Source organism: Peteryoungia algae (genome assembly GCF_030369675.1).
GTDB classification, from domain to species: Bacteria; Pseudomonadota; Alphaproteobacteria; order Rhizobiales; family Rhizobiaceae; genus Allorhizobium; species Allorhizobium algae.
In genome coordinates this window covers 242,098-264,936 of record NZ_CP128477.1, presented here as the reverse complement: position 1 = coordinate 264,936, position 22,839 = coordinate 242,098, and the positions used below count along the sequence as shown (strand labels likewise).

Genomic DNA, 22,839 nt, shown 5'->3' with positions numbered 1-22,839 from the left:
CGCCCCTTAGCCAACGAGAGTTTTCCCATGACAGCACCGACCGAGGCCGCCGATCAGACCGCAGCCGACCCTTCCGCGCGCATCGAGGTGCTGCTCGTCGGCATGAACGGCGACTTGCGCGGCAAGATGATCCCGCTGAAGGCCGAGGACAAGGTCTGGAAGAACACGGTGCGCCTGCCGGCCTCGACCCAGTCGCTCGACATCTGGGGCGACGACAATGACGACATCACCAAGATCTCGCTGACGCTCGGCGACCCCGATGGCATTTGCACCCCGGACAGGAACTCGCTGACCACGCTGCCCTGGGGGCCAGCCGGCTCCAAGCAGGTGCTTGCCACCATGCACACGCTCTCCGGCGAGCCGCATTTCGTCTGCCCGCGTGCGATCCTCGCCAATGTGATGAAGCGCTTCGAGGAGAAGGGCCTGACACCGGTGGTTGCGACCGAACTCGAATTCTACGTCATGGAGCCGGACTTTCGCGAGACCGGCGTGCCGATGCCGCCCAAGGCGCTGGTCATGAATGGCGAGGTCGAGGGCTACCAGCTCTATGACATGCGCGCGACCGCTGCCATGGAAGACTTCCTCGACACCGTGCGCGGATACTGCGACGAGATGGGTCTGCCGGCGGACGCGACGACAGCGGAATTCGGCCCCGGGCAATTCGAGGTCAATCTCCTGCACAAGCCGGATGCGATGGCGGCGGCCGACGATTGCATCTATCTGAAGCGCGTCGTCGACTTTGCCGCGCGCCGGCACGGCTTCAAGGCCACCTGCATGGCCAAGCCCTATGGCGATCATGCAGGCTCCGGGATGCATGTGCATGCCTCGATCATCGACGGTCAGGGCCGCAATATCCTCGACGCCAAGGGTGGCGATCCGGTGAAGCTGAAGTCGATCACCGCCGGCATGCTGAAGAGCATGCAGGATGCGCAGCTGATCTTCGCACCCTTTGCCAATTCCTATCGCCGCTTCCAACCGGGCTCCTTTGCCCCCGACAAGATCGACTGGGGTTTTGGCAATCGCGGCACGGCGATCCGCATTCCGGACAAGGATGGCCCGGCCGCCCGTATCGAACATCGTGTCGCCGGTGCGGACGCCAATCCGCATCTGCTGCTTGCCGCCATCCTCGGCGGCATCCTGCTGGGCCTTGAAGAGGATCTCGATCCCGGCCAGGTCACGACGCCGGATAGCGCGCCTGAAAACCCCGACATGCTCACTTACGATTTCCTCACCGCCGTCGAGCGCTTCCGTTCGTCGGCGTTTATCAGTGACGTCTTCGGGGCAGAATATCAGCGCATCTATGGCGACACCAAGCGCAAGGAGGCGATGGCCTATCTGCGCACCGTGTCGAGTTTCGATTACCAGACCTATCTGCCGCGGATCTGATTTTCGATCCAATCTCACAAAGACGATCGATATTCTGACACGGGCGGCTCTCAAGCCGCCCGTGTCGTATTCTGCACGAAAAATGACGCGATAATTTTATGTCGCCGTCAAACCTGCAAGCGAAATCTTCGGTCCAAGTCACAGGCGGCCGACCGCAGATCCTCCCCAAAATTGGGGTGGCGAGAAAAATGCGGCTTGCTACCCCGGCGGGAATATCCTTCTGTCCATTTCCGTTAACGTGAACTGGGAGTTCAAATAATGTCCATACAGACGCGCCGGCTGCTCGGCACCTCTCTCCTTCTGACCTCGCTGATGTTTGGCGCAAGCCAGGCGCTGGCCGAAGTCGTACTTCACCGTGGCAATTCGGGCGAGCCGCAGACGCTTGACCAGGCCAATACATCGATCGATATCGAAGCCTTCATTCTGAAGGATCTCTATGAAGGTCTGACCATCTACGACGCCAAGGGCGAGATCGTTCCGGGCGCGGCGGAAAGCTGGACCATCTCCGATGACGGCACGGTCTACACCTTCAAGATCCGCGAAAACGCCAACTGGTCCGACGGTTCGCCGGTGACCGCCGAGGATTTCGTTTTCTCGATCCAGCGTGTCCAGAACCCGGAAACCGCAGCCAAATACGCCAACATCCTCTACCCGATCAAGAATGCCGAAAAGGCCAACACGGGTGAAGCGAAGCTGGAAGAGATCGGCGCGAAGGCCGTCGATGCCAAGACGCTGGAAATCACGCTTGAGCGCGCAACTCCGTTCTTCCTCGAATTGCTCGCCCACCAGACTGCCCTTCCCGTTTCCAAGGCCAGCCTCGAAAAGAACGGCAAGGACTTCGTCAAGCCGGGCGTGATGGTGTCGAACGGCGCCTACAAGCTGGAAAGCCATGTGCCGAACGACAACCTCGTCGTGCTCAAGAACGAACACCACTGGGATGCCGCCAACACTCAGATCGACAAGGTCGTGTTCTACCCGATCGACGATCAGGCCGCCTCGGTGCGCCGTTTCGAAGCCAAGGAAATGGACCTCGTCTACAACTTCTCGGCCGACCAGATCGACCGCCTGAAGGAAAGCTACGGCGAGCAGGTTCACGTTTCGCCATCCGCCTCGACCTACTACTACGTCTTCGACACCCGCCAGGAGCCCTATAGCGACGTGCGCGTGCGCCAGGCGCTTTCCATGGCCGTCGATCGCGACTTCCTCGCCGAGGAAATCTACTCCGGTGCGCAGCTGCCGACCTATTCGCTCGTTCCGGATGGTCTGGGCGGCTACGAGGCGGCGAAGGCCGATTTCGCCGAAATGTCGCAGCTCGACCGTGAAGACAAGGCGATCGAACTGATGAAGGAAGCCGGCTATGGTGACGGCGGCAAGCCGCTTGCCATCGAGATCCGCTACAACACCAACCCGAACCACGAGCGTGTCGCGACGGCTGTCGCCGACATGTGGAAGAACACGTTCGGAGCCAGCGTCACGATGACCAATCTCGACGTCGCCTCGCACTATGCCTATCTGCAGGAAGGCGGCGCCTTCAATGTCGCCCGCGCCGGTTGGGTCTCGGACTACGCAGACGCGGAAAACTTCCTCGCCCTCAACGTCTCGACCAACACCTCGTTCAACTACGGCAAGTACAACAATCCGGAATTCGACGCGCTGATGGCCAAGTCCTACGCCGAAGGGGATGCCGAAGCCCGCAAGAAGATCATGCATGATGCCGAAGTCATCCTGATGCGTGACCAGCCCATCGCCCCGCTGATGAGCACGGCCAATCTGTGGCTGGTCTCCGACCGCGTCAGCGGCTGGCAGGACAATGCCGCCAACGAGCATCTCAGCCGCTTCCTTCGCGTCGCTGAATAATCTCGTCACGTGACCGGACGACGCACGGCTCCTTGGCCGCGCGTCGTCCTCTCAGGAGCAGGACATGACATCCTTCGTACTCCGGCGGCTGATGAGTGCCGTCCCGACGATCTTCATCGTCGTCACCATTTCATTCTTTCTGATGCGCTTTGCGCCCGGCGGTCCCTTCAATCTGGAACGGCCCCTGCCGCCCCAGACGATGGCCAACATCATGGCCACCTACAAGCTCGACCAGCCGCTGATCAGCCAGTATCTGAGCTATATCGGCAATGCCGTCACCGGCGACCTCGGGCCGAGCTTCATCTACAAGGACAACACCGTTTCGGAGCTGATGGGCAAGGCCCTGCCCTATTCGATCCAGCTCGGCGGCATCGCCATTCTGGTCGCGCTGATCGGCGGCGTCCTGCTCGGCACGGTCGCAGCGCTCCGGCAAAACAGCACGATCGACTTCGCGGTCATGTCCTTCGCAACGATCGGCGTGACCATTCCCAATTTCGTCGTCGGTCCGGTGCTCACGCTTGTCTTTGCGGTGATCCTCAACTGGCTGCCGGCCGGCAGCTGGGGCGATGGCTCGCTGCGCTATCTCATCCTGCCGGTCACGGCGCTGGCGCTGCCGCAGCTCGCCGTCTTTGCCCGCCTCACCCGCGGCGCGATGATCGAGGCCCTGCACACCGATCATATCCGCACGGCACGCGCCTATGGCCTGCCCTCGCGTGTCGTGGTCGTCACCCATGCCATGCGCGGCGCAATGCTGCCGATCGTCTCATATCTCGCGCCCTGCGCTGCGGCTCTGCTCACCGGCTCGGCCGTTGTCGAGACCATCTTCACCATCCCCGGTGTCGGCCGCTACTTCGTGCTCGGCGCGCTCAACCGCGACTATCCCCTCGTCATGGGCACCGTCATCCTCGTTGCCGTGTTCGTGATCGTCTTCAACCTGTTGGTCGACATCGCCTATGGCCTGCTCGATCCGAGGGTTCGCAATGACTGATACCGCTCTTTCTCCTCAAGTCGAAATCACCGGGCGCAGCCTGGCTCAGCTCGCCCTGATGCGCTTCCGCCGCAACAAGGCCGCCATCACCGGCTGCGTGCTTCTGGTCTTCATCACGCTGTTCTCCTTTGCCGGCCCGCTCTTTGTGCCGCACAGCTACGACCAGGTCTTTTCGTCCTATGTCAGCGTGCCGCCAAGCCTCTCGCCGCGGCCCGACCCCGAGACCCTGCAGGAAGTTGCCGAAAGTGTTGCCCAGCGGGCAAGAGTGACCCTCGACCGCTTTTCGGTCGAGGATGGTCTCTTCACCGCCGTGATCAGCGCGGATGCGGAAATCGATCCTCGCACCATCCGCTACTTCGACCGCAACAACGAATTCAAGAATTCGGAAGTCGTCGAGCAATCGGCGGACGGTCGCACCATCACCGTCTCCGGCAATGTGGATCAGGCCTATTTCCCCTTCGGAACGGATTCGAACGGCCGCGACCTTCTGGTCCGCGTCATGCTCGGCGGGCAAATCTCGCTTGCCGTCGGCCTGGCCGCCAGCCTCGTCTCGCTCGGGATCGGCGTCATCTATGGCGCGACCTCGGGTTATCTCGGGGGGCGCGTCGACAACATCATGATGCGTATCGTCGAGATCCTCTACTCACTGCCCTTCGTCTTTCTGGTCGTCGTGCTCGTGGTCTTCTTCGGGCGATCGGTGATCCTGATCTTTCTGGTGATCGGGGCGGTGGAATGGCTGGAAATGGCCCGTATCGTGCGCGGCCAGACCCTGTCCCTCAAGCGCCGTGAATTCGTTGGTGCTGCAGAAGCCCTGGGCCTGACCGACTGGCAGATCATCCGCCGCCACATCATCCCGAACACGATCGGCCCGGTCATCGTCTTCGTCACCGTCATCGTGCCGAAGGTCATCCTGCTCGAAAGCTTCCTGTCCTTCCTCGGCCTTGGTGTTCAGGCGCCGCTCGCCAGCTGGGGCACGCTGATCTCGGAAGGGGCTGCCAGCATGCAGAACGCACCCTGGCTTCTGATCTTCCCGGCGATCTTCTTCGTGACGACACTGTTTTCGCTGAATTTCGTGGGCGACGGCCTGCGGGATGCACTGGATCCGAAGGACCGATGAGCATGGACAACAAGACACACAATGAAACCGTGCTCGACGTTTCCAGCCTCAAGGTGACGTTCGCGACACCCGACGGGACAGTCGAGGCGGTCAAGGGCATCAGCTTTTCGGTGAAGAAGGGCGAAACTCTCGCTATCGTTGGCGAAAGCGGCTCCGGCAAGAGCCAGACGATGATGGGCATCATGGGCCTGCTCGCCAAGAACGGCGATGTCAGTGGCACGGCTGTCTATGGTGGCAAGAACCTTGTCGGCCTCCCGCTGCGCGAGCTCAATCAGGTGCGTGGCGCGAAGATTACCATGATCTTCCAGGAGCCGATGACTTCGCTCGACCCGCTTTACCGGATCGGCAAGCAGATATCAGAACCGCTGATCCATCATCGGGGCATGAGCAAGACGGAAGCGCGTGCCCGCGTCCTGGAGCTCCTGAAACTGGTCGGCATCCCCGATCCCGAGCGCCGCATAGACAGCTATCCGCACGAAATGTCAGGCGGCCAGCGGCAGCGTGTCATGATCGCCATGGCCTTGGCCAACGAGCCGGACGTGCTGATCGCGGACGAACCGACGACCGCACTCGACGTCACCATCCAGGCGCAGATCCTCGATCTACTCGCCGACCTGCAGAAGCGTTTCGGCATGGCGATCGTCCTGATCACCCACGATCTCGGCGTGGTCAGGCATGTCGCCGATCGGGTCGCCGTCATGCGCAAGGGCGAGATCGTCGAGACCGGGAGCCGCGACGCGATCTTCGGCAATGCCCAGCATGAATACACGAAAATGCTGCTCGCCGCCGAACCGACAGGTACCAAGCCTGCCCCGGCAGACGATGCCCCGGTGGTTCTGGAAGGGCGCAACGTGACTGTCGACTTCGACATCGGCAGCGGTGGGTTCCTGCGCCCCAACCGCACCTTCCGGGCGGTCGATCAGGTCAGCGTCCGGCTCCGTCAGGGGCAGACGATTGGCATTGTCGGCGAATCCGGTTCAGGCAAGTCGACACTCGGACGGGCTCTGCTCAAGCTGCTTGCAGCCGATGGCGCCTTCCGCTTCGAGACGGCTGACATCACCAGCCTCGACCGGGCCGGCATGCGCCCCTTCCGCAAACAGCTGCAATTGGTGTTCCAGGACCCCTACGGCTCGCTCTCGCCGCGCCAGACGGTCGGCGAAATCATCACCGAAGGCCTCTATGTGCATGAGCCCCAGCTCAGCCGGGCCGAGCGGGACGCCCGCGCCATCGCGGCCCTCAAGGAAGTCGGCCTCGATCCGGCGGCGCGCAATCGCTATCCGCACGAGTTTTCGGGTGGCCAGCGGCAGCGCATCGCGATTGCCCGCTCGATGATCCTGAAGCCGAAGGTGGTGATCCTCGACGAGCCGACCTCCGCACTCGATCGTTCGGTCCAGCGCCAGGTGATCGAGCTACTGCGCGACCTCCAGGACAAGCATGGCCTGTCCTATGTCTTCATCAGCCACGACCTTTCGGTCATCAAGGCGATGTCGGACCATGTGATCGTCATGAAGAATGGCAAGATTGTCGAACAGGGCGCGACCGATGAGATCTTTGAACGCCCGCGGGAAGACTACACGCGCGACTTGATCGCGGCGGCCTTCAGCCATTGAGAGCATGGGCGCCCGGGCTGTTCCGGGCGCCCTTCCCTCAGGCCTCCGGCTGAGGTTTGAGGACTTTCAGTGCTGCGGCATGGATCTTGATCTCCACGTCGGCGGGCATGCGAAGCAGTTCGCCGTCCAGCACGCAGGCCGCTCCCTTGCGGTGCTTCGGGAAATGCAGAAGGATTTTCTGCGCCGTGGATGCCGTCACGGCGTCATTCTCCTTGAACTTGCCTCTGATGATGTCAAAGGCGAGCTTGCCCACGCCGGTCGGCTCAAGCGGATCGGCGACATAGACGCCAAGCTTGCCCGTATCCACCCGGTCCGCGAAGAACAGCGAATTGTTGCCCAGGGGGTTGTTGGAGACCGAGATCGCCGAGACCGGGCGCTCCTCGCAATTGCCGTCCCCATCGATGTCGAAGACGACGTCGAAGCGAGGCGGATCGAGCATGACGCCGAAGGCAGCACTTGTGCTCGCCCGCATCTTGCCGAGACGGGAGGCGAAATCCATCTGGTTGCGCATGCGCACCATCCGGGCATGCAGGCCGGCGGAAAACTGGTGGACGAAGGGGCGGCCATTGGCGGTCGAGATGTCGACATCGGCGATCTGGGCACTGGCGAGCACGTCGAGCACCTTCCAGATGTCGAGCGGCAGCGTCAGCGACCGGGCAAAGAGGTTCATCGTGCCTGCCGGGATGACGCCGAGCGGCAGTTTCGCCTTCCAGGCGACGGCCGCCGCGGTCGAAATGGTTCCGTCTCCTCCCCCGGCGAGCATGGCCTCGATCCCTGGCGTTTCGGCGGCTCGATCCAGCGCCTCGACGATTTCGTCGCCGGCCACCACCGTGCAGTCGAGCTCATGCCCCCTTGCGGCAAAGGCATGGATGGCCTTCTCGCAATAGGTCTTCATGTCGGTGGTCTTGAATGTACCACCGTCGCGATTGAGTACTGCCTTGATCTTCATCTCGCCCTTTCGCGGCCTGAACAGGCCAGAGCGCTAAACGCCCCGGCCTGTGAAAAGTTTCTCTGGAGCACAGATCAATAGCGTTTCAGCCATTTTCAAGGTTTGCGCCAAAAGCCTTTGCCGCAGCGCAGATCGATATGATACGCAACGATTCCCATTTCAGCCGGCTTTCGGGCCTTTCTTCCATAGCCGCTTCTTCGAGAAGCATTTGCGCCACGTGTTCCGCGCCGGCGCGCAGGGTATTTGCATGACCGATTGTTCGCCGCTTGGACAGCTTCTCGAAACGGACAGGCGTGAGCCACATGCGCCGACCGCCGCGACCGTGCTTCTCATCGAACTGGCGCTCGCCGCCGGTGGATTCGGGATCGGCACCGGCGAATTTGTCATCATGGGCCTGCTGCCGGAGGTCGCTCAGACCTATGGCGTGACTGTCCCCCAGGCCGGCCATGTGATCAGCGCCTATGCGCTGGGCGTTGTCATCGGCGCACCGATCATCGCGGCGCTGGCCGCCAAGCTACCGCGCAAGACGCTGCTTCTGATGCTGATGGGTCTCTTCGCCATCGGCAATTTCGCCAGCGCCCTTGCTACCGAATTCTCGGCCTTTACGCTGCTTCGCTTCGTCACGGGCCTGCCCCACGGCGCCTATTTTGGCGTGGCAGCCCTGGTGGCTGCATCCATGGCCCCACCGCATCGTCGGGTGCGGGCCGTCGGGCGCGTGATGCTGGGTCTCACCATTGCCACCCTGATCGGCACGCCGATCGCTACGTTTTTCGGCCAGATAATGAGTTGGCGGGCCGCATTCCTGATGGTGGCTGCAATCGGCGCGATCACCGTGGCGCTGATTGCGCTTTACCTGCCGAAGGACGAAGTGGCCGAAGGTGCGAGCATTCGCCGGGAATTGTCGGCCTTTGGTCGCCTGCAGGTCTGGCTGTCTTTCGGTGTCGCCGCCGTCGGCTTCGGCGGCATGTTCGCGATCTTCAGCTATATTGCGAAGACCGTGACCGATACGGCCGGCCTCCCGGCCAGCATGGTTGCCGTGGTTCTCGCCCTTTTCGGAATCGGGATGAATGTCGGCAACATAGTCGGCAGCCGGATGGCGGACTATTCGCTGAAGGGCACGATCGGCGGCATGCTCGCCTTCAATATCGTGCTGATGACCGTCTTCTCGCTGACAGCGCACAATCCCGTCATGCTGTGTGTCTGCGTCTTCCTGACAGGCTGCGGTTTTGCCGCCTGCCCGGCCGTTCAGACGCGGCTGATGGATGTCGCAGCCGACGCCCAGACGCTCGCCGCCGCAACCAACCATTCTGCCTTCAACATCGCCAATGCGCTTGGAGCATGGCTCGGCGGTCTGGTCATCGCGGCAGGCTATGGTTACGGCGCCACCGGCTATGTCGGCGCTGTTCTCTCGGCCTTCGGCCTGATCATCTTCGTGATTTCGGTGGCGCTCGAAAAGAAGCCGGCACGGGCCTGAGTGCCTCTTCCTCAAGCAAACCTGGGTCGGTGATGCGGCGCTTTCCATCCTGCCATCAGGATCGCGCGGGAAGCTTCAGCGGCGCCCCGGTCTTGATGCTCCGGATGGCAAAGTTCGACCGGATGTCGGTGACATTCGGCAGGACGAGAAGCCGCTCGGTCAAGAGTGCCTCATAGGCGGATAGGTTTTCAACAACGACCTCCGCCAGGAAATCCGACTCGCCCGATGTCATGTAGCAGGCGACCACTTCTGGAATGTCGAGCAGGGCCTGTTGCAGCGTGTCCGCATTTTCCCGGGTGTGCCGGGCCACCTTGAAGGCCACAAAGACGGTGAGTTCGAGCCCGAGCGCTCGGCGATCAAGATCGGCACGGTATCCCCTGATGATGCCGCTCTCCTCCATCTGGCGAATCCGCCTCAGGCACGGCGATTGCGAAAGCCCAACCTTGTCGGCGATCTCGACATTGGTGGTGCGTGCATCGTCCTGGAGCAGCCCCAGGATGGCATGGTCGAATTTGTCCAGCTTTGGCATAAGTGATCATTTTCGGAGAAATAATTGACGAATTCTGCCATTTTCCTATCGCCACGGGGCAAAAATGGCAAGGACATGCCTGATCGGCAGCCGTAGAATAGCGGCAACGAACTCGTCTGGAGCCCAGCATGTCCATCGTCGGCGTCTCTCCCATCCCCGACTCGCGCCGCTCGGCGCTTGGTGCCCTGTCCGCACTCTCCGTCGTTCTCATCTGGGCTACCTGGCTGGTCTCCACCCGCCACAGCGTCGGCGCCGGACTTGGGCCGGTCGATCTGAGCCTGTTGCGCTATGGCATTCCGGCGCTGGTGCTTGCACCGGTCTGGTGGCGAACCGGCCTCTTTCCCAAGGGCGCCACAGGCGCGCTTGCGCTGATGGTCCTCGGATCCGGGGCGCCCTTTTTCCAGATCGTCGCCTTCGGCTTGCGCCACACACCTGCGTCTGCGGCCGGGGTCCTGCTACCGGGACTGATGCCGCTTGCGGTTGCCCTGATCGGGATGTTGTTTCTCGGAGAGAAGCCGGACCGCTGGCGCAAGCTCGGCATGCTGGCAATTCTCGCGGGCGGCGGTGTCCTCTTGTTCGGCAATCTCGGTGGCGACGGACTGGGCTGGATCAGCTTCGTCATCCTGCCGATCGGGGCGACCCTTTGGGCCGTCTACACGCATGCCTTCCGGCGCAGCGGTCTCAATGCCTTCGAGGGTGCGGCGCTGATCTGCGTCTGGTCGACGATCTTCAACCTCGCCGCCCTGCCTTTCGTGGGCACACAATTCCTTTCGGCCCCTGCAGGGGAAATTGCCTTGCAGGCTGTCACGCAGGGCCTCCTGTCCGGTCTTGTCGCAACGCTGCTCTACGGCACTGCGGTTCGAACCCTCGGCGGCACGCAGGCCGCAGCCTATACGGCGATCACGCCGGTGGCAGCGGCAATCGGTGGAACGCTCTTCCTTTCGGAACCCCTTGGTACAGCGACCATTGTGGCGGCTCTCGTCACCGGGCTGGGCGTCCTCTTGTCCACCGGCCTTCTGTCTCGGCGTTGATTACGCGGAGCCCTCAGGGGCTCAGGCGGCAGAACGCATGATTGCGGCGCTGCCGACCGGGTGCAGACTGGGCTTTGGTGCCCCACCTTCGACGGAGACAAGATTCTCCTGACCCCAGCGGCCGATCGCCTGGATGACAGGCTCGAGGCTGCGTCCGAGCGGGGTCAGCGAATAGTCCACCCTTGGCGGCACGACGGGATAGACCGTGCGGGCGACGAGCCCGGCCAGCTCCATATCCCTCAACTGCTTCGAGAGCATGCGGTGGGTGATCGCCGGAAGGCGCTTGCAGATTTCGTTGAAGCGGAGGACCTCGTCACGCAGGAGATGGTGGAGGATGACGCCCTTCCACTTGCCGTCGAGAAGCTGGAGGGTTGCCTCGATCTGGGAACCGCCGAGGTCCGACATTCCGGCGTTCGTATCGCGAGCCATGTAAAATCCTTTCTCAAATCCTAGACGCGGCCGGAGCCCGGCACGTCTGTTCCCACTTAGACCCAGCCGGAGGTCGCGCAAAGGCTCGAACCGGCTGGACTTGGTCGACACAGTGTCAACAGGAGGTTCGACGCATAAGCGCGCCGAAAAGTTTCATTGCGGGGAGATTGAGGCAAAGTCGCGAGGCAACAGGGGCGATTTCGCAGACGTGAGTATACGTGAGAGGTTACAGGCCCTCGCCACGCGGTATTGAAAGAAACGTGGCGCCGATCGGAGACCGGCGCCACGGGATGGGATCAAACGGATCGACGGCGCGATCAGGCCTGCATGACGATGACCTTGGAGCCGACCTTCACACGTTCGTAAAGGTCGATCACGTCGTGGTTCATCATGCGCACGCAGCCGGAAGACATGGCCTGCCCGATCGACCAGGGCTGATTCGTACCATGCAGACGGAACAGCGTGTCGTTGCCACCGCGATAAAGATACATGGCGCGCGCACCGAGTGGGTTGTTCGGGCCGCCGGGCAGTCCGCCCGCATATTTCAGATTCTTTTCCGGATCGCGGCGGATCATGTTCGGCGTCGGCGTCCAGGTCGGCCATTCGGCCTTGCGGCCGACATAGGCATTGCCCGCAAGCGCATAGCCGTTGCGTCCAACACCGATGCCATAACGCATCGCGCGACCATCGCCGAGCACGTAGTAGAGCCGCCGGGCCGGGGTATCGACGACAACGGTTCCGGCCGGATGCGACGTTTCATATGCCACTTCCTGACGGCGCAGCTCCGGCTTGATCTTCTCGATCGGCACCTTCTTCAGCGGATGCGGCTCGTCCGGCACGTCACCATACATGGCTTGCTGGTTGGGCATGGACTGGCAGCCGGCCAGAAATAGCGGCAGACCGAACAGGAGACCGCGGCGCGAAATGGTCATGATTCAGAGGTCCTCGGAAAGCGATTCGTTACCGGGAGCCTAGAAATTCATGGTTAATGGAGGGTTAAATCCGCGGATGGCCGTTAACATAGATGGCGAAGAAGAGGCAGCGTCCGTGCAGCGCTCATGCATATTTGAGCAATGAAAAAGGCGGCCTCTCGACCGCCCTTTTGTACTCACATGTTCGGATAGACCGGCCCTTCGCCGGACACTTCTACGGTGGTCCGTGCGGGCCGGCTCCCAAACATTTACATGTTTGGATAGACCGGCCCTTCGCCACCTTGCGGCGGCACCCAGGTGATGTTCTGGTTCGGGTCCTTGATGTCACATGTCTTGCAGTGGACGCAGTTCTGGGCGTTGATCACGAAGGTCTGGTCACCGTCCTTCTCGACCCATTCATAGACGCCCGCCGGACAGTAGCGTGTCGACGGACCGGCATAGACCTCGAGTTCGGAGCGCTTCTGCAGGTCCATGTCCTTGACCTTGAGATGGACCGGCTGATCTTCCTCATGATTGGTGTTGGACAGGAAGACCGAGGAGAGACGATCGAAGGTGAGCACACCATCCGGCTTCGGATAGGCGATCGGCTTGTGATTTGCCGCCGGCTCCAGCGATTCCGCATCGGTCTTGCCATGTTTCAGCGTGCCGAACAGGGAGAAGCCGAGCAACTGGTTCATCCACATGTCGAGGCCGCCGAGCCCGACGCCGAGCGCTGTGCCGAGCTTGGACCAGAGCGGCTTGACGTTGCGCACCCGCTTCAGATCCTTGCCGATATCGGTCGAACGCCATTCGTTTTCGATCTCGATCGGCTCGTCATTGGCGCGACCGGCAGCGATTGCGGCCGCGATCTTGTCCGCCGCCAGCATGCCCGAAAGCACGGCGTTGTGGCTGCCCTTGATGCGGGGCACGTTGACGAGACCGGCGGAACAGCCGATCAGCGCGCCGCCCGGGAAGGAAAGCTTCGGCACCGACTGGTAGCCGCCCTCGGTGATGGCACGGGCGCCATAAGACAAACGCTTGCCGCCTTCGAAGGTCTTCGCGATCGCCGGGTGGGTCTTGAAGCGCTGGAATTCCTCGAACGGGTGGAGATAGGGGTTCTTGTAGTTCAGGTGCACGACGAAACCGACGGCGACCATGTTGTCTTCAAGGTGATAGAGGAAGGAGCCGCCACCGGTCTTCATTCCAAGCGGCCAGCCGAAGGAGTGCTGCACGAGGCCCGGCTTGTGGTGCTCGGGCTTGACCTGCCAGAGCTCCTTGAGGCCGATGCCAAACTTCTGCACGTCGCTGTCGCGCGACAAATCGTACTTGGCGATCAATTGCTTGGCGAGCGAACCGCGCACGCCTTCGCCGATCAGCACATATTTGCCGAGCAGTTCCATGCCGCGCGTGTAGGCCGGGCCCGGCTCGCCGTTCTTCTCGACGCCCATGTCGCCGGTTGCGACACCGATTACGGCGCCTTCGTCATTGTAGAGCACTTCCGCTGCTGCAAAGCCCGGATAGATTTCGACGCCGAGCGCTTCCGCATGGGCGCCGAGCCAGCGACAGACATTGCCGAGCGAAACGATGTAATTGCCGTGATTGCTCATCAGCGGTGGCATCAGCATATTGGGCAGACGGACCGAGCCAGCGGGGCCGAGGAACAGGAACTGGTCGTCGGTTACTTCCGTCTTGAACGGATGGTCGGCTTCCTCCCGCCAGCCGGGGATCAGCTTGTCGACACCGACAGGATCGACCACGGCACCGGAGAGGATATGCGCACCGACTTCGGCGCCTTTTTCGAGCACGACGACGGTCAGGTCCGGATTGACCTGTTTCAGCCGGATCGCCGCCGACAGACCCGCCGGGCCTGCGCCCACGATCACGACGTCGAATTCCATGCTTTCGCGTTCAGGCAGTTCCATCTCGGTGCTCATCGGTCGTTCCTCGCCAGGCGGTGCTTTCCGCCCTCCTCCTTGACAAAACCCAGCCGGATTGTCGAGCCGAAGCGCGACGCGCCGAGGCGCAAATTCCGGCAGGGCGGTGTGAAGTCGCAGAATATCTTACGTGCACGTAAGGGTCAATCTGTCGATTGTGCACCGCTGCATGCAGTCTGGGCAGGAGGCCGATCGGGGGTACTGGATGCACTGGAGCGCTCATCATCAGGCGGGGCCATGCAGCAAGACCGGATGACCATGACGGCGAGAAAAAAATACTGCGGACCTGTTCTCTCCGCGTCATCTGGTGTCGCTCGCCCAAATCTGCCTTTGAACAGCTTGCGGCTTTATCGCAGTCTCTCGACAAAACGCCAGCAGGGGAACTCATACATGGCACTTACATACGGTTTTATCGGGCTCGGTCATCTCGGCCGCCATCTCGCAGGCAGCCTCGTGCGCGGCGGCTTTTCCGTCATCGTCCACGATCTCGACCCCGACAACGCCAAGGAACTGTTGGCCGCCGGCGCCCGCTTCGCGGCAGATCCGCAGGCCGTGGCAGAAGCCGCCGATGCCGTTATCACCTGCCTGCCGTCGCCCAGGGTCAGCGAACGGGTGCTGACAGGAGAGCGCGGCATCCTCAAGGGTCTCAAACCCGGCGGCACCTGGATCGAGATGAGCACACTCGACGAGCAGGAAGTCCTGCGGCTCGGCAAGATCGCAGCCGATGCCGGCGTACGCATGCTGGAATCTCCCGTCACCGGCGGCGTCCACCTGGCTGCGTCCGGGGAGATCACCGTCATCATCGGCGGCGACAGCGATCTCTACGACCTGCATCTCCCCGCCTTCCAGGCCATGGGCAACCAGATCTTCCGCGCCGGCCCGCTCGGCAAGGCCTCGGTGATCAAGGTGATCACCAACATGCTCGCCTTCATCCACCTCATTGCCACCGGCGAGGCGCTGATGCTGGCGAAGAAGGGCGGCATAGACCTCACCGATGGCTTCAACATCATCAAGGCCTCCTCGGGCAACAGCTTCGTGCACGAGACCGAGGGCCAGGTGATCCTCAACGGCAGCTACAACATCAACTTTACCATGGATCTCGCCGTCAAGGATCTAGGCTTCGCGCTCGGCTTCGGCCGCGATTTCGGCGTGCCGCTCGACCTCGCCTCCCATGCGCTTCAGACCTTCATCCGTGCCCGCGCAGCTTACGGCGGCGACGCCTGGTCATCGCAGGTGGTGAAGCTCCTGGAGGATGCGACCGGCACAGACCTGCGCGCACCGGGCTTTCCGGCAGAGCTCTGAGAGACGTGAAGAGGTCTGGAATGACAGCGGGATGACTTGCGGCGACCGGATTTTCCAGCGAAGAAGCCGCAAACAGATCAGGCTCTCTCCGCATGTCTTCGCATCCGACCTTCTCACCGACAGACCTCGCCCGCGCCCTTGACGGCCTGCATCGGGACCTGCGGATCCTCGGCCCCGATGCCCTTGCCGGCAGACATCCCGGCGAAGACCCGGCGAACCTTGACGCCAGGGTGATGGCGCAGCCCGCCTCGACGGAAGCGGCTGCCGCGCTGATTTCCTGGTGCCGGGCCAACCATGTGGCGATCGTTCCGCAGGGTGGCCTGAGCGGCCTCGTCGGGGGAAGTGTCAGCCGTGCCGGAGAGGTCATCCTGTCCAGCGCCCGGCTCAACCGGGTCATCGCCATCCGCGCGGAAGAAGAAACCGTCGAGGTGGGCTCCGGGGTGACGCTCGAAGCGCTTCAAGCGGCGCTCGCACCGCATGGCCTGACGACCGGCATCGATCTCGGCTCGCGTGGCTCGGCCACGATCGGCGGCATGGTCTCAACCAATGCCGGCGGCATTCTCGCCTTCCGCAATGGCGTGATGCGCCACCAGATCCTCGGCCTCGAAGTCGTCCTGCCCACGGGCGAGGTCCTTTCCGATATGACGCGGGTGGTCAAGGTGTCTGCCGGCCCCGACCTCAAGCAGCTTTTCATCGGCAGCGAGGGCGCCTTCGGCTTCGTCACGCGGGTCGTGCTGAGGGTGGAACCGATCCGGCCGCATCGCTCCGTCGCTCTGCTCGGCGTTGCGAATGCCGCCCGTGCACTGCAGGTCGCTGCATGCTTGCGTCGGCACCCGACGCTTCAGCTCGAAGCCGCAGAGATGATGTGGCCGCGCTACGTGCGCGATCATGCGAGCCTCAAGGGTTTCGACCTCTCCTGGCGGGAGGAGGACGCCGCCGTGCTGCTCGTCGAAGTCTCCGGCGACAGCGCGGACGCAGCGACCGCGCAGCTCGAGGAAGCGCTCGCCGATCTCTGGGAAGAGGCGGATCTGAAAGGCGGGATCGTCGCCCAGACGTCCGACCAGGCGCGCCGCTTCTGGGATCTGCGTGAAGATTCGGGCTTCTACTTCGCGGCCTTCCCGAACGCGCCCTCCTTCGACGTGTCCATGCCGCCGTCTTCGCTCGATGTCTATGTCGCTGATGTCACCGCACGCCTCGCAGCCATCGGCAACGGCCTCGACGCCTATGTCTACGGCCATATCGCCGATGGAAATCTGCATATCGCCATTGCAGCCCCGGGCCTTTTGCCCATCGACCTGAAGGCGCTTGCGGAAACCGCCGTCTATGCCGGCATCACGTCATCGGGTGGCAGTTTCTCCGCCGAACACGGCGTCGGGCTCGACAAGCGCTTGGCCTATCTCGCCCATGTCGATCCGGTGAAACAGGCGCTCGCCCGACAGATAAAAGTGATGCTCGATCCGGTCATGCTCTTCAACCCGGGCAAGGCGCCGTTCTGATTTCGGTTCATGCGCTGATTGTCGGGGTTCCGGTCAGCGGCCTCGCTCGATAGAGTGCGCGAAGACACAATGCATCAGACAAGGACACCATCATGGATCTCGGTATTTCCGGCAAGCGCGCTCTCGTTCTCGCCGCATCGCGCGGCCTCGGCCTCGGCATCGCGAAAGCGCTCGCAGCAGAAGGCGCACACGTGCTCATCTGCGGACGCACCGAGGACAAGCTGAAGGCGAATGTCGACGCCATCAAGGCTGCCGGCGGCAAGGCGGATTACGTGGTGGCGGACCTCGCCGACGCCCATTTCGTCGATCAGATGCTGCAGGCAGTGCACCATACACTTGGTGGCATCGACATCCTCGTCAACAATACCGGTGGCCCGACGCCCGGCACGGCCGAGGAGATGGACGCCGAAAAGCTCTACAACTTCTTCCAGTCCATGGTCGTGCGCGTCATCACGCTCACCAATGCGCTCACGCCGCTGATGAAGACGCAAGGCTTTGGCCGCATCCTGACTGTCGCCTCGTCGGGCGTCTTCGAGCCGATCCCCAATCTGGCGCTCTCAAACACCTTGCGCGGCGCCCTTGTCGGCTGGAACAAGACACTGTCCTCCGAACTCGCATCCTACGGCGTCACCGCCAACATGTTGCTGCCAGGCCGCATCCATACGGACCGGATCGACGAACTGGATGGCGCCAATGCCAAGCGCACCGGACGCAGCCTCGACGAGGTCCGCGCCTCCTCGGTCAAGTCGATCCCCGCCCAGAGGCTGGGAAAGGTCGAGGAATTCGCCGCCGCCGCCGCCTTCCTCTGCTCGGTCCCGGCCAGTTACGTCACCGGAACCATGCTGCGCGTCGATGGCGGGGCGGCCCATTCGATCTGAGGATGGGCGTGAGCATGTGTTGCCGGCATCACTTTCGCATTGTCTAAAATGAGAGCGATCGGCTGAACAGGATCGCAATCTCTCGCGTTTACTCCCAGGTGAGAAACCTGGGAGATGAGAGTTCCCGTGATGACCGATGCCGGACATGAAGCCCGGATGCTGCTGGCGCTCGCCCCAGCCGCTCTTGTAAGCGATGTCGAGCCTGTCGCAGAAGAGCGCGCGCGCGTCCCGCGCTCTCGAAACGCCAGTCGAAACGCCAGTCATGGCAGGATCATCGATCACTTCCTGACCAAGCTCGAAACATTCGAAAACGAGCACGTTCCGCTCGATGGACCGCCAATGGCCGCGCGTCTCTATCTGGACGTCTGAGCCTCTCCCCGAGCCGGTGGTATTTGACACAAACTGAACAAGCGAAAGCGACGTTTGTTCAATGGATTGCTTGTATTAGCCCTGCCAACAATGCAACTCCAACCTCATGGCCAAACATGCTCGCCCCATTGCTTTTCGGTTCAGGCTCATCCGGGACCAACAACTCGTCGTCCTCCAGCTCCTCAAACGCCGGCTCGACATCCTCCTCCGGTAGCAGCACGTCGGGCTCGACATCGTCACCTTCGCCGTCGGAAACACCCGGTTCATCCTATCAGGAGCCGGATACGACAGAACCCGGCGATGTCGACGACGGGACCTATCAGCCCACGCCTGCCGAAGAACCGATCGCCGAGCAACCGGATGCAGAACCCGTCGGCGACGACGCGGATACGGAGACTGCACCTGAGAGCGCTGGGCAAAGTACCGGATCCAACAATGGTGTCACCGCGGACGACAGCGGTTCGGGCTCCGGCGCGCAGGTTGACGACACAGCCGACACCATGCCTCCGGCGAAGGAAGCCGATCAGGCGTCCGATGCCGAAACCGATGACAATGCATCGTCCGGCACGCCCTCCCCTGCTGCCAGCGATCGGGCAGCTGCGCCGGCCGTCGTTGATCGCGGCAAATCAGCCGAGGATAACATCGAGGCTGCGGCCCTTGCCGCTTATCGCGGGGAGCCCGCTGCGCCGCAGAGGGGCAATGCCGTGTTCAGAGAACGCCTCACAGCTCTGGTCGACCAAAGCCTCAATCGTGGACGAGACAGGGCGCTGGAAGTGTCCCAGGCCCGCATCATCGCCGGCCTGCTCTCCGGTGCCGATGACCCGAATGCATCGGCCAGGGCTACCCTCGCGCTCGATCCGCAACGCCAGACTGTCGACGTGGCCGACGTGGTGAAGGTCTATAAGCAGGCGTGACCACACGGTCATAAACGGAAAAGGCCCGTCGGATGGCGGGCCTTTTTCCATGCGCTTCGGCATCACCGACGGCGCAGCAGCACATGCCCTCCCAGGCCGGCCACGGCAAGGATTGCGCCGTAGAGGATCCAAGGGCGCTGATCGATCATGAAGCTCGACGCCGGATAGGGGAAATTTCCGGAACCCTGCCCGATCCAGAGGAAACCCGCCAGGATGGCGAGGGCGGCAAGGCAATGCAGAATGGCGCGCGAGGGTGACATTTGGCGGGTTCCAGAGTCGGCCAGGCATAGTCCGGCAGCAAACGAACCGCCAATACGGCTGATTCTCCGGCCGGCTGCCATCCCCTGGCGCGAACCCTGGAGCGCAGACCGGCCAGATCCGCACGCGTCACAAAATGGTCGCTTGCCCTTGCCCGTCCCCTGTGGCATCAGGCGCCCTCTTTCATTCCTCGGCACCGCCGAGCAGCGCCGGTCCGCCGGCTTTCACAGACATCCGACACAGGAACAAGGGGGCGATAGCCATGGCTCAGGCGCTGGGGCTCGATTTCGGCACGACCAATACCGTGATCGCCGTCGCGGAAAGCGGAGACGACACGCGCTCGGTCTCCTTCACCTCGCCGGCCGGTACCACCGACAGCATGCGCACCGCGCTCTCCTTCCTGAAAGATCCACAGCTTGGTGCCGGCGCGCTCAAGGTCGAGGCAGGCCAGGCGGCCATCCGCACCTTCATCGACAATCCCGGCGATTGTCGTTTCCTGCAGTCGATCAAGACCTTTGCGGCCTCCGCCCTTTTCCAGGGCACGCTCGTCCACGCCCGCCGATTCCAGTTCGAGGACCTGATGGAGGTCTTCCTGAAGCGTCTGCAGGCCTATGGCGGTGAGGGATGGCCCGAAGGTGCCAAGCGCCTCGTTGCCGGCCGCCCTGTGCATTTCGCCGGCGCAAGCCCCGATCCTGCCCTTGCCGTCACACGCTACAACGAGGCGCTGACGCGGCTCGGCTTTCCCGAAATCCATTATGTCTATGAACCGGTCGCGGCCGCCTTCTATTTTGCCCGCACGCTGAAGCGCGATGCCACCGTCCTTGTCGCCGACTTCGGCGGCGGCACGACCGACTTTTCGCTGATCCGGTTCTCGACCGAAGCCGGCAAGCTGAAGGCCACGCCGATCGGCCAGTCCGGCGTCGGCATCGCCGGCGACCAGTTCGACGCCCGCATCATCGACCAGCTCGTCGCTCCGGAGATCGGAAAGGGCAGCCAGTTCAAGAGCTTCGGCAAGCTTCTCGATGTTCCCAGCAACTACTACCTCGCCTTCTCCCGCTGGAACCAGCTTTCCGTCTTCAAGACACTGAAGGAATTCGCCGACTTGAAATCGCTGGTGCGCCAGGCCGAAGAGCCGGAAAAACTGGAGCTCTTCATCGACCTGATCGATCACGACGAGGGTTATCCGCTCTACCAGGCGGTCTCGGCCACCAAGATGGCCCTGTCCTCGTCCGAGGAAGCCGAATTCCGTTTCGCTCCGCTCGGCAAGGCCGGCGAGAAGCGCGTGACACGCCGCGATTTCGAAAGCTGGATTGCCGAGGACCTCGCCCGCATGGAAGAGGCGCTCGACGACGTACTGACGGCGACCAACACGCCGGCGGAAACGATCGACAAGATCTTCCTCACTGGCGGCACATCCTTCGTGCCCGCCGTGCGCGACATCTTCCATCGTCGCTTCGACGCAAGCCGGATCGAGACCGGCGGCGAACTCGTCTCGATCGCGCACGGGCTTTCGCTGATCGGCGAACGCGACGACATCGAGCAATGGGTGGCGTGATGCTCCGCTTCTTCCCTTCAGATGGAGGGGAGACGCAAGCCTCTGCGTGGTTTGATGTGGCGGATTGCCGGGATAGGGCCTTCCGCCCTTTCTCATCCTGAAACACCTGCAGCAGCGGATCTCGCAGGATCGAAGCCAGCCAGAACCCACCCGCCCTCGTCATTCGAGGGTCGCTGCCGCTTCTGCCTCTGGATGAACACTTGTCGTTCGGGCGGGCCCTTGCTTTCCATTTGCCTTCCGCCGTCCGAACGCACTAGAACGGGATGATGATCCAGGCCTCCGACATGACGCCCGCTGAACTCGCAGCGCTTCTCGCATTCCATGCGGAAGCCGGCGTGGAATGGCTCGTGGAAGACGCGCCGGTGGATCGGATTGCAGCGTTCCAGGCGGAGAAGGCAGCGCGGCAGGTGACGCGGCCGACGACCGACGCGCCGGCGCAAAATGCCCCCTCCCGGACGGCACCCGCGCGCGGAGCACCGCCCTCAGAGCGGCAGCCGTCGCGGGCACAGCCGTCCCAGGGGTCCGCCCTGCCCGCCATTCCCGACGAAAATGCCGTGGCCGAAGCGCGCTTCGCCGCCGAGAGCGCCCGTTCGCTCGCCGAGCTGAAAACCGCCATCGAAGGCTTTGCCAGCTGCAATCTGAAGACGTCTGCCCGCTCGACGATCACTGCGATGGGAAGCGGCACTTCCGGCATCATGGTGATCGGCCCGATGCCGAATGCCGATGACGACCGCGAGGGACATGCCTTTTCCGGACGTGCCGGTCTGCTGCTCGACCGTATGCTGTCGGCCATCGGCCAGACGCGTGACAGTGTATTGATCTCGACCGTGATCCCGTGGCGACCACCTGGCGATCGCATGCCGTCCACACCGGAAACCGCCATCTGCCGCCCCTTCATCGAGCGGCAGATCGCGCTGGCCGAACCCCGCTTCGTCCTCGTTCTCGGCAATTTCGCCGCCCGCTTCTTCCTCGGCGAGACGGGGACGATCCACGCGCTTCGGGGAAAATGGCGCGAGATCGGCGCCGGCGGTCATGCGGTGCAGGCCATGGCCACGCTGCATCCGCAGGAACTGCTCGCCGCTCCCGCGAGCAAGGCGCTCGCCTGGATGGACCTGCTCGCATTCTCCGAGCGCCTGGATCCGCCGCAAAACGGCTAAAGATTCGTCAACGTTAACAAATTATGACGGCAGCCATGCAAATGGCGCAAGGCAGGATCGCGGCGGTGTTCATTGCCGAATCTATGCTGCACTGCGATATATAGAGTCGAAAGTGGGAGGGACACTTTTAAAGGAAGACCGCCGTGAGCCTTCGCACCCGCCCCATCCACTGCAAGTTCGAGACGTTGCGTCTCGCCGGCGACCATGGTCGCACGACAAGCCCCTACAATCGGGGAACCAGCGGCGCTTGCTCTGAACAGCTGAGCGCACGGCATTCCGGCCAAGCCGGCCGCATTGCCCGCCCTGCCTCCGTTTTCGCCGATTTCCGCGCCTGACGAGATTACGGACAAGCCGCCTCATCTGGCGTCTTGCATCGAACGCATATCAGGGCTTCCGATTTGTGCGTTGCAATATAAGTTCAATCATGAACAGATACACATGTTGAAATCGATATGCATGTAGAGCAGAGGAGACGTCCATGAGCATCTCGTTCCACCCCGTCCGCAGCCTGCGCCAGGCCATGCATCAGATCGGCCACGCCGTCAGTGCTTCGGAAGAGCTGTCGACTGCAGCGCGCAAGCGTCAGATGGTTCAGGCCCGTGGAGAACAGCGCGCCTTGCAGCCACTCGGCTTCTGATCGCGTCAAGAACCGTCTGAACTTGTCACAAGGCCCGCTCACGCGGGCCTTTTTGCAT

General features: G+C 62.4%; 22 protein-coding genes. 16 read left to right on the top strand and 6 right to left on the bottom strand.

Going from position 1 to position 22,839, the window contains the following annotated elements:
• Positions 1-27 precede the first annotated feature (27 nt).
• From QTL56_RS01380 to QTL56_RS01360, 5 genes are all read left to right on the top strand, one after another.
• On the top strand, positions 28-1,386 hold the full coding sequence (locus QTL56_RS01380; protein WP_245137561.1) for a glutamine synthetase family protein: 1,359 nt from the start codon (positions 28-30) through the stop codon (positions 1,384-1,386).
• A 258-nt stretch (positions 1,387-1,644) separates the two neighbouring features.
• Positions 1,645-3,243 carry a peptide ABC transporter substrate-binding protein gene (locus tag QTL56_RS01375; RefSeq protein ID WP_229576501.1) on the top strand — a complete coding sequence of 533 codons (1,599 nt, stop codon included), beginning with the start codon at positions 1,645-1,647 and terminating at the stop codon, positions 3,241-3,243.
• Between the two features lie 64 nt (positions 3,244-3,307).
• Entirely contained in the window at positions 3,308-4,231 is a 924-nt protein-coding gene (gene oppB, locus QTL56_RS01370) for an oligopeptide ABC transporter permease OppB (protein ID WP_229576502.1), read from the top strand.
• Positions 4,224-5,348 (top strand): ABC transporter permease, encoded by a 1,125-nt coding sequence (locus QTL56_RS01365; protein ID WP_245137562.1) that lies wholly within the window; start codon positions 4,224-4,226, stop codon positions 5,346-5,348. The genes oppB and QTL56_RS01365 overlap by 8 nt, the downstream gene beginning before the upstream one ends.
• A gap of 2 nt (positions 5,349-5,350) precedes the next feature.
• Entirely contained in the window at positions 5,351-6,958 is a 1,608-nt protein-coding gene (locus QTL56_RS01360; protein ID WP_245137563.1) for an ABC transporter ATP-binding protein, read from the top strand.
• A 37-nt stretch (positions 6,959-6,995) separates the two neighbouring features.
• On the opposite strand, the gene QTL56_RS01355 is transcribed toward QTL56_RS01360, so the two are convergent.
• Positions 6,996-7,907, bottom strand: a complete 912-nt coding sequence (locus QTL56_RS01355; protein WP_245137564.1) for a diacylglycerol/lipid kinase family protein — start codon at positions 7,905-7,907, stop codon at positions 6,996-6,998.
• Between the two features lie 247 nt (positions 7,908-8,154).
• On the opposite strand from QTL56_RS01355, the gene QTL56_RS01350 reads away from it, so the two are divergent.
• The gene (locus QTL56_RS01350; protein ID WP_245137565.1) at positions 8,155-9,381 is read left to right on the top strand and encodes an MFS transporter; all 1,227 of its coding nucleotides are present in this window, start codon (positions 8,155-8,157) and stop codon (positions 9,379-9,381) included.
• 55 nt (positions 9,382-9,436) lie between these two features.
• On the opposite strand, the gene QTL56_RS01345 is transcribed toward QTL56_RS01350, so the two are convergent.
• Entirely contained in the window at positions 9,437-9,910 is a 474-nt protein-coding gene (locus QTL56_RS01345) for an Lrp/AsnC family transcriptional regulator (protein ID WP_245137566.1), read from the bottom strand.
• Positions 9,911-10,038: 128 nt separating this feature from the next.
• On the opposite strand from QTL56_RS01345, the gene QTL56_RS01340 reads away from it, so the two are divergent.
• Positions 10,039-10,941: a DMT family transporter gene (locus QTL56_RS01340; protein ID WP_245137567.1), complete on the top strand. Its 903-nt coding sequence runs from the start codon at positions 10,039-10,041 to the stop codon at positions 10,939-10,941.
• A gap of 21 nt (positions 10,942-10,962) precedes the next feature.
• Here QTL56_RS01340 and QTL56_RS01335 read toward each other — a convergent pair whose 3' ends face one another.
• The 3 genes from QTL56_RS01335 to QTL56_RS01325 form a co-directional block, all read right to left on the bottom strand.
• Positions 10,963-11,370 carry a winged helix-turn-helix transcriptional regulator gene (locus QTL56_RS01335; protein ID WP_229576509.1) on the bottom strand — a complete coding sequence of 136 codons (408 nt, stop codon included), beginning with the start codon at positions 11,368-11,370 and terminating at the stop codon, positions 10,963-10,965.
• Between the two features lie 317 nt (positions 11,371-11,687).
• Positions 11,688-12,302, bottom strand: coding sequence for a L,D-transpeptidase (locus QTL56_RS01330; RefSeq protein ID WP_229576511.1), 615 nt, complete (start codon positions 12,300-12,302; stop codon positions 11,688-11,690).
• 248 nt (positions 12,303-12,550) lie between these two features.
• Positions 12,551-14,215: an electron transfer flavoprotein-ubiquinone oxidoreductase gene (locus QTL56_RS01325; protein WP_245137568.1), complete on the bottom strand. Its 1,665-nt coding sequence runs from the start codon at positions 14,213-14,215 to the stop codon at positions 12,551-12,553.
• A 390-nt stretch (positions 14,216-14,605) separates the two neighbouring features.
• On the opposite strand from QTL56_RS01325, the gene QTL56_RS01320 reads away from it, so the two are divergent.
• The 5 genes from QTL56_RS01320 (at position 14,606) to QTL56_RS01300 (ending at position 19,174) form a co-directional block, all read left to right on the top strand.
• Positions 14,606-15,517 (top strand): NAD(P)-dependent oxidoreductase, encoded by a 912-nt coding sequence (locus QTL56_RS01320; protein WP_245137569.1) that lies wholly within the window; start codon positions 14,606-14,608, stop codon positions 15,515-15,517.
• Between the two features lie 92 nt (positions 15,518-15,609).
• On the top strand, positions 15,610-17,013 hold the full coding sequence (locus tag QTL56_RS01315; RefSeq protein WP_245137570.1) for an FAD-binding oxidoreductase: 1,404 nt from the start codon (positions 15,610-15,612) through the stop codon (positions 17,011-17,013).
• 92 nt (positions 17,014-17,105) lie between these two features.
• Positions 17,106-17,891, top strand: coding sequence for an SDR family oxidoreductase (locus QTL56_RS01310; RefSeq protein WP_245137571.1), 786 nt, complete (start codon positions 17,106-17,108; stop codon positions 17,889-17,891).
• 129 nt (positions 17,892-18,020) lie between these two features.
• Positions 18,021-18,260, top strand: a complete 240-nt coding sequence (locus QTL56_RS01305; protein ID WP_245137572.1) for a hypothetical protein — start codon at positions 18,021-18,023, stop codon at positions 18,258-18,260.
• A gap of 116 nt (positions 18,261-18,376) precedes the next feature.
• Positions 18,377-19,174 carry a hypothetical protein gene (locus QTL56_RS01300; protein WP_245137573.1) on the top strand — a complete coding sequence of 266 codons (798 nt, stop codon included), beginning with the start codon at positions 18,377-18,379 and terminating at the stop codon, positions 19,172-19,174.
• Between the two features lie 62 nt (positions 19,175-19,236).
• Here QTL56_RS01300 and QTL56_RS01295 read toward each other — a convergent pair whose 3' ends face one another.
• Entirely contained in the window at positions 19,237-19,434 is a 198-nt protein-coding gene (locus tag QTL56_RS01295; protein WP_245137574.1) for a hypothetical protein, read from the bottom strand.
• Positions 19,435-19,694: 260 nt separating this feature from the next.
• On the opposite strand from QTL56_RS01295, the gene QTL56_RS01290 reads away from it, so the two are divergent.
• From QTL56_RS01290 to QTL56_RS01275, 4 genes are all read left to right on the top strand, one after another.
• Positions 19,695-20,987 (top strand): Hsp70 family protein, encoded by a 1,293-nt coding sequence (locus tag QTL56_RS01290; protein ID WP_229576747.1) that lies wholly within the window; start codon positions 19,695-19,697, stop codon positions 20,985-20,987.
• Between the two features lie 266 nt (positions 20,988-21,253).
• Entirely contained in the window at positions 21,254-22,144 is an 891-nt protein-coding gene (locus tag QTL56_RS01285; protein ID WP_245137575.1) for a uracil-DNA glycosylase family protein, read from the top strand.
• A gap of 143 nt (positions 22,145-22,287) precedes the next feature.
• Positions 22,288-22,479: a hypothetical protein gene (locus QTL56_RS01280; RefSeq protein ID WP_229576524.1), complete on the top strand. Its 192-nt coding sequence runs from the start codon at positions 22,288-22,290 to the stop codon at positions 22,477-22,479.
• Between the two features lie 143 nt (positions 22,480-22,622).
• Positions 22,623-22,781, top strand: a complete 159-nt coding sequence (locus QTL56_RS01275; protein WP_229576526.1) for a hypothetical protein — start codon at positions 22,623-22,625, stop codon at positions 22,779-22,781.
• The last annotated feature ends 58 nt before the right edge of the window (positions 22,782-22,839 follow it).